At 60.0% G+C, this 4,107-nt stretch carries 6 protein-coding genes and 1 tRNA gene; 1 reads left to right on the forward strand and 6 read right to left on the reverse strand.

Translation table 11 applies throughout. From position 1 onward, the window contains the following. Positions 1 to 571 (forward strand): tyrosine-type recombinase/integrase (locus tag O6929_07130; GenBank protein ID MCZ6480160.1); only part of this gene is annotated, 571 nt, incomplete at its 5' end. On the opposite strand, the gene O6929_07135 is transcribed toward O6929_07130, so the two are convergent. The 6 genes from O6929_07135 to O6929_07160 form a co-directional block, all read right to left on the reverse strand. Beyond that, positions 559 to 634, reverse strand: a tRNA-Ala gene (locus O6929_07135). The genes O6929_07130 and O6929_07135 overlap by 13 nt on opposite strands. A gap of 47 nt (positions 635 to 681) precedes the next feature. Beyond that, on the reverse strand, positions 682 to 1,074 hold the full coding sequence (locus O6929_07140; protein MCZ6480161.1) for a hypothetical protein: 393 nt from the start codon (positions 1,072 to 1,074) through the stop codon (positions 682 to 684). 21 nt (positions 1,075 to 1,095) lie between these two features. Continuing rightward, complete coding sequence (locus O6929_07145) at positions 1,096 to 1,413, reverse strand: hypothetical protein (protein ID MCZ6480162.1); 318 nt, start codon at positions 1,411 to 1,413, stop codon at positions 1,096 to 1,098. Between the two features lie 15 nt (positions 1,414 to 1,428). Continuing rightward, positions 1,429 to 2,265, reverse strand: a complete 837-nt coding sequence (gene nfi, locus O6929_07150; GenBank protein MCZ6480163.1) for a deoxyribonuclease V — start codon at positions 2,263 to 2,265, stop codon at positions 1,429 to 1,431. Continuing rightward, positions 2,262 to 3,365: a glycine oxidase ThiO gene (gene thiO, locus O6929_07155; protein MCZ6480164.1), complete on the reverse strand. Its 1,104-nt coding sequence runs from the start codon at positions 3,363 to 3,365 to the stop codon at positions 2,262 to 2,264. Before thiO ends, nfi begins: the two co-directional genes overlap by 4 nt. Before the next feature lie 45 nt (positions 3,366 to 3,410). Continuing rightward, positions 3,411 to 4,107: slipin family protein (locus tag O6929_07160; protein MCZ6480165.1), on the reverse strand; the 697-nt coding region annotated here is incomplete at its 5' end.

Genomic DNA, 4,107 nt, shown 5'->3' on the forward strand with positions numbered 1-4,107 from the left:
GATCCTTTCCCTACAGTGGCGACAGGTGGACCTCAATGCCGGTACAGTACGACTGGAGCCTGGCACGACCAAGAACCGCGAGGGACGCACCTTCATCATGACCCCGATGGTCCGGGCTACACTGGAGCAACAGAGAGCCCACACCGAGGCCCTACAGCGGGAGCAGGGACGGATCATCCCTTGGGTGTTTCATCGTGAGGGAGAGCCAATCAGGGGCTTTCGTCGATCATGGAAAACAGCCTGTAAGAAGGCGGGGCAACCAGGACGTATTCCCCACGATTTCAGAAGGACGGCTGTACGGAACCTCGAACGGGCTGGCGTCCCCCGCTCCACGGCGATGAAAATGGTGGGTCACAAGACCGAGGCCATCTACCGTCGCTATGCCATCGTGGATGAAGTCATGATGCGGGAGGGGGCTGAGAAACTAGCCAGGTATGAGAGTGGAAACGGGCTGGAAAATTTGGGCAAACTAGCCGAACAGGGCAAAGATTTGGGCAAAGTGACTGTGAATCCGACTCTTCAGGGAAACCTTCCTACTGCTAAGTCGCTGGATTCACGTGGTGGAGGGTAGGGGATTCGAACCCCCGACCTCTGCCTTGCGAAGGCAGCGCTCTCCCAACTGAGCTAACCCCCCATGCGGCAGACAAATATATATAACAGAGGCAACGGTGTCGAGCCCTTTCAGTTGCGCGGTTCCTTGGAGGGCGTCCGGGCTCGGTATTTCAGGCCGACTCTGTATGTGATGCTGTTGACGCAGGGGACCTGATTCCGATCCCCGATCCAGCCGGGACAAACGAGAATCCCCTCCCGGGCCTGCTCCCGCTGTTGGACCATCTCATCCACGATCCGCTCGATCTCAAATCCTCCTGCTTGGCACTCCAGATGGTGACAGCGGACACACCCTTGAAAGTAACCGGTGCTGACACCCATGGTGAACCGCCCTCGCGAAGAACCGGTATCGGCGAGGTCTCGAGTCCACGCTTCCCACTCGACCACCGCATCGGCCAGTTCGGGGAAAGCCTTGGCAAAGGGCTTATCGAAGGCCCAGACATTTTTCTGCTGTCTTTCAGCCATCGCGCCGTCTCGAGATCACGGCTAGGGGGAAATCCCCCTCTGCTGTTTCTGCTGGAGGATATCTTGAAACGTAAAGCTCGGCCCTTTGGGGACGAAACCGAGGTAGACATAGTTGGTGTCCGGGTCCCTGGAGATCACCCACATGTCTCCGGTCGCCGTGTCCAAAAGATATTCTAACGACCTTTTGTCCTCGGCCGGGTAAAAGACATAGCGACCCGGCTTTGATTTCCGCACGGTCGTGGCGTTCGGCTCGGGGGGTATGGGTGGCGCCTGCTGGGCCGTGGCGACCCCCGCCCCCAGGATGATAGTGGTCAGGACCGCGATCCCGATACGTTTCATCGCTTTCCTCCTTCCTCAGTGTCTTCCCAGATGCGTTTGTTTTGAGGTCGGATAAAAGGCCTTCCCCCCTTTGCTCGACCGAACTTGGTGGCCCGCGTCTTGTCTCTGGACCCGACGAGCTATGGTTTCAACACTCTTTTCTGATCGAGAACTCCGGTGAGACCTCAACGCGGATCGATTGGCATGTCGCCGCAGTGCGTTCACCAGGAGATGGGCCTGGCGGGTCGGCTCGGGAAGCCGGTAGTCTCCGCTCGCCCGCAGAACAACCTTGCGCGCCCGGTCGAAGCTCATCCGATAGCCGGGAGAGACGTAGACCGGTTCGACCCTATCCCTGGTTCGCAGTATGATCCCTACCTGTTCCCCTTTGTCGTAAAGAAGCTGAGAACTCCCTCGGTGTTGCGCTGGCTCGCGATATTCCCCCACGAGAAGGCTCTTGGCGCAGCCAATGGATGGGAGGTTCAGCAACAAACCCAAGTGGCAGGCTAGGCCGAACCGCCGGGGATGTGCGATCCCCTGTCCATCACAGAGAAGACAATCGGGCCGGTGGTGAATCTGCTTGAAGGCTTTCAGGACGGCCGGAGACTCGCGGAATGAGAGCAGGCCTGGGATGTACGGAAAGGTGGCCTGACTCACCGCGGTGGCCGTTTCCAGGATCTGATGATTCTTGAGATGCATCACGATCACCGCGGCGTAGACCGTGGAGGAGTGCTTGTCATAAGAGACATCCAGTCCGGCGACGGTGTGGATGGCTCCGCGATAGTCTCTGACGTCCAGGCGCCGTCTGAGCACCTGCTGAATCCGGGTTGCCTCGGCGGGTGGGACATCCCAACGGTGGAGGCGTCGAACATTCATCGGTTCAGTCGAAAGGGGTCCAGGGGAAGAGAAGACTGCTCCTCAAGGAGCAACTCGGCCATGAGCTGGCCAGTCACCGGGGCCAACAGGATCCCATTCCGGTAATGACCTGAGGCGATATAGAGACCCGGAGAGCCTGGCACATCGCCAAGATACGGCAGCTCGTCGGGAGTCCAGGGACGAAAACCTGCCCAGGCCTTGAGGATCGGCCGGCTTCCCAGGGCAGGGACAAGTCGCCTCGCCGCTGCTAGGAGAGCCTCAATGCCACCGACCGTCACGTGTTTTTCAAATCCGGCAAACTCCACGGTGCTCCCGACGATCAACTCCGCGTTGGGGCGTGGGACCAGATAGGCCTCTCGCGTGTAGAGGATGTGACGAAAGAAATCCCCTCGGGTTTCCAGAGAGAGGAGTTGCCCGCGGGCCGGCTGGATGGGGATCTGCTGATCTGGGAGCTCACCGATGCCTCCTGACCAGGCCCCGGCGGCGATAACCACCTTCCCTGCATAGTAGGTCTCGGCGACGGAGCGAACCCCGAGTACCCTATCCTTATCCCGCACGAAACCGGTGACGGGTGCTCCTTCCATAATTTGGACCCCTCGTTGGGCTCCGAGGATGGACAGGGCCCGAACCATGCGAGCGTTCTGGACCTGGTGATCGTCGGGGAAGTAGAAAGCTCCCCGAACTGTGGGGGTCACCTGGGGTTCAGCCTCCAGCACTTGCTGGCGATCCCACCGTTCCACTTTGAGTCCGCGGGCGCGTTGCTCATCAAACATCCGCCTTCCCTGGAACTCATCATCCTCGGTCAGGAGGAGATAGAGAATTCCGGAGCGGACGTATTCGATATCGATTCCGGTCTCTTCCTTGAGCAACTCCTGCAGCGGGCCAAACATCTCCCGGCTTTTGAGGCAGTGGTCCAGAAACGGACCGGAGGGAATGTCTTCGGCCTGAGGGGCCAGCATTCCTGCGGCCTCTCCCGAGGCCTCACACCCGATCCGATCCCGTTCGAGCAGGAGAACCCGGACCTGGGCTCGCGACAGTTCGGCGGCGATCGAACAGCCGATGATGCCCCCACCGATGATCAGGACATCCGCCGTCTTCATCCGTCCTCAATTGCGGGCCCGTCTCCCTAGGTTGGTGCCCCTTCTTTAGGAGGACTCGGCCCGCCGGTTGGCGAGGGAGGCGATGAGATCAATCGGGAGAGGAAAGACGATGGTCGAGCTCTGTTCAGTCCCGATCTCTGTCAAAGTCTGGAGGTACCGGAGCTGGATGGTGATCGGCTCGGCCGCCATGATCCGGGCAGCCTCCGAGAGCTTGTCCGAGGCCTGGAGCTCCCCTTCCGCGTGGATGATCTTGGCCCGTTTCTCCCGCTCGGCCTCTGCCTGCCGCGCCATGGCCCGCTGCATCTCGGACGGCAGATCGACGTGCTTGACCTCGACCGCCGTCACCTTGATCCCCCAGGGATCGGTGTGCTCGTCGATGATCCGTTGGAGCTTGTGGTTGATCTGTTCTCGCGCGGCCAGCAGCTCATCCAGCTCTGACTCCCCGAGGACGCTCCGCAGGGTAGTCTGTGCAATCTGGGATGTGGCGTAGAGATAGTCCTCTACCTCGACGATGGCGGAGTCCGGGTTCACCACCCGAAAGTAGATGACGGCGTTTACCTTCACCGAGACGTTGTCCTTGGTGATGACGTCCTGGGACGGAACATCCATCGCCACGATCCGCAGGCTGACACGGACCATCTTATCGATGAGGGGAATGAGGAGTACAATCCCCGGCCCGTTCCCTTCCCCTCCGGGATTAAAGATGGCCTTCGCTAACCTCCCGAAGCGGAAGATGACCGCC

The organism is Candidatus Methylomirabilota bacterium (genome assembly GCA_027293415.1).
In the GTDB taxonomy this organism is placed as follows: domain Bacteria; phylum Methylomirabilota; class Methylomirabilia; order Methylomirabilales; family CSP1-5; genus CSP1-5.

Excerpts from the sequence above, each read along its gene's own strand:
- nfi (MCZ6480163.1), bottom strand. The coding sequence starts at position 2,265 with ATGAATGTTCGACGCCTCCACCGTTGGGATGTCCCACCCGCCGAGGCA.
- O6929_07145 (MCZ6480162.1), bottom strand. The coding sequence starts at position 1,413 with ATGAAACGTATCGGGATCGCGGTCCTGACCACTATCATCCTGGGGGCG.
- thiO (MCZ6480164.1), bottom strand. The coding sequence starts at position 3,365 with ATGAAGACGGCGGATGTCCTGATCATCGGTGGGGGCATCATCGGCTGT.
- O6929_07140 (MCZ6480161.1), bottom strand. The coding sequence starts at position 1,074 with ATGGCTGAAAGACAGCAGAAAAATGTCTGGGCCTTCGATAAGCCCTTT.